The sequence below is a fragment of the Methylobacterium variabile genome (genome assembly GCF_001043975.1).
Lineage (GTDB): Bacteria > Pseudomonadota > Alphaproteobacteria > Rhizobiales > Beijerinckiaceae > Methylobacterium > Methylobacterium variabile.
The window spans coordinates 1-1,591 of sequence record NZ_LABY01000416.1 but is presented as its reverse complement, the minus strand read 5'-3'; the positions used below and the strand labels follow the sequence as shown (position 1 = coordinate 1,591).

The 1,591-nt window shown below is 67.3% G+C and carries 1 protein-coding gene and 1 pseudogene; one reads left to right on the top strand and one right to left on the bottom strand.

Annotated features, from left to right (window positions below; translation table 11 throughout):
- On the top strand, positions 1–218 hold a 218-nt coding region (locus tag VQ02_RS38895), incomplete at its 5' end, for a hypothetical protein (protein ID WP_209437105.1).
- Between the two features lie 598 nt (positions 219–816).
- On the opposite strand, the pseudogene VQ02_RS33610 reads toward VQ02_RS38895, so the two are convergent.
- Positions 817–1,591: pseudogene (locus VQ02_RS33610) on the bottom strand (hypothetical protein); the annotation flags it as partial.

Genomic DNA, 1,591 nt, shown 5'->3' with positions numbered 1-1,591 from the left:
CCCCGGAACCCCCCTCCGCCACCTCGGAAGCCGCGCGCATCGGCGGCAACGCTGGTGACGAGCAGGGCAGCTACGGCGGACGCTGCGATGATGAGGCGCCTCATGACCTCGTCTCCTGTTTTGACTGGTCGACGCACACGGGCATCCGGATCGCGGTCGCCGCATGTCCATCTTTTACGGCTCGTGCAATCTATGCCCTCGAGGAGCCTGAGGCTTGATCAAACAGGACAATGGGCGATTGCCGTGCTCGGCAACGCAGCAGGGCGTGCGCATTCTGAACTGAAAAACGTTTACGCTCCTGCTGGCAGATCAAGACAGGATTTGATATTGGCAGAAAGACCAATGTATTGCCGAAGGCGGAATCATCATCTGCCGCGTTCGACTTTGGTCGGTTATGCGGCGTTGCAAAGACGCGGGCCCAGGGCGCGGGTAGGAAGAAGCGGAGCGTCGTACATGGCGTCAGTGGCGCGATGTCACCATCAACCCCGTTCGCCCGGATTGCGCGCCGCGTGGTGGCGAGCGCGTCGGCGGAGATCAGGCTTGGCCTGGGAGACCACGCTGCCATGGCCGCCGACCGCCTTCGGGGCGGGGCCGGGCTGCTATCGGTCCGACGCTCGATAGCAGGGAGGAGGCAGGGAGTATCACGGGCGATCCCGATCATCCGTCGAGCTATTCTCCACCAACGTGTCAGCACGACCGCGTGCCGGTGCATCTCCTCGGCCGCAAGAATCCGGGCCGGCATGGGCAGGCCTGTGCCCCTGGTGCGCTGGCGAGTGACCATCTCGGCGACCCCACCGCGTGACCGGACGAGGTGATCTACTCAGGAGGACGAAAGCGCGCGGATGCCGGGCCGTCATAGAGGCGGCCCTCGGGATCGAGGGCGCCGGCGAACGCGCGACCGTCCGGCGCCTCCGAACAGTCGAGGCGATGATCGGACGTCTCCGTCACCGCGCATGCCGCCGTGGCGGCGAGGGCGCTGGGGAGGAGCCGGAAGTCTCCTCGTTCGGGAGCCGTGAAGCCCGGATGTCCGGTGCGCCCATGACGCTCGATCCCGCGCTGGCGCATCAGCACGAGGGGAAAGCCGTTGCTGCTGACGTCGTGGTCGAACTCGCTCGCGAGGTCGGGACGGTCGTGCCCCCGTTCGTCGACCGGCAGCCACCGGAAGCAGTCGAAGAACGGGAGCGTCCCGGTCTCGCCGGGATAGCGCGCGAGGTCGTCCCCGCGCACCAGGCCGCGCCCGCAGGCGCTCGCGTCGAATGTCTCGGGCCGGACACGGCACAGGTCCACGTCGGCCCCGGGCTCGCAGAACAGGAGGGCGTTGTTCCAGTGCCGGAGGTTCGCGGCCGCGCCGATTCCGGTCACGGGCGAACGCAGGTACCAGCTGTTGTTGAACACGTAGATCGGACCGCGCTCCGCGTAGCGATAGGAATCGGGCTGTGCGCCCTGCGGCGGCAACGCGAACTTGAGGACGCGGCCCTGGAGGCTCGCGTCGCAGGTCTGATCGAGGGGATCCATCCAGGTGACGGAACCGGATCGTCCGACGCTCTCGACCCCCACGGGAAGCCAGCGGGCGCGCGCGAAATCGTAGCGG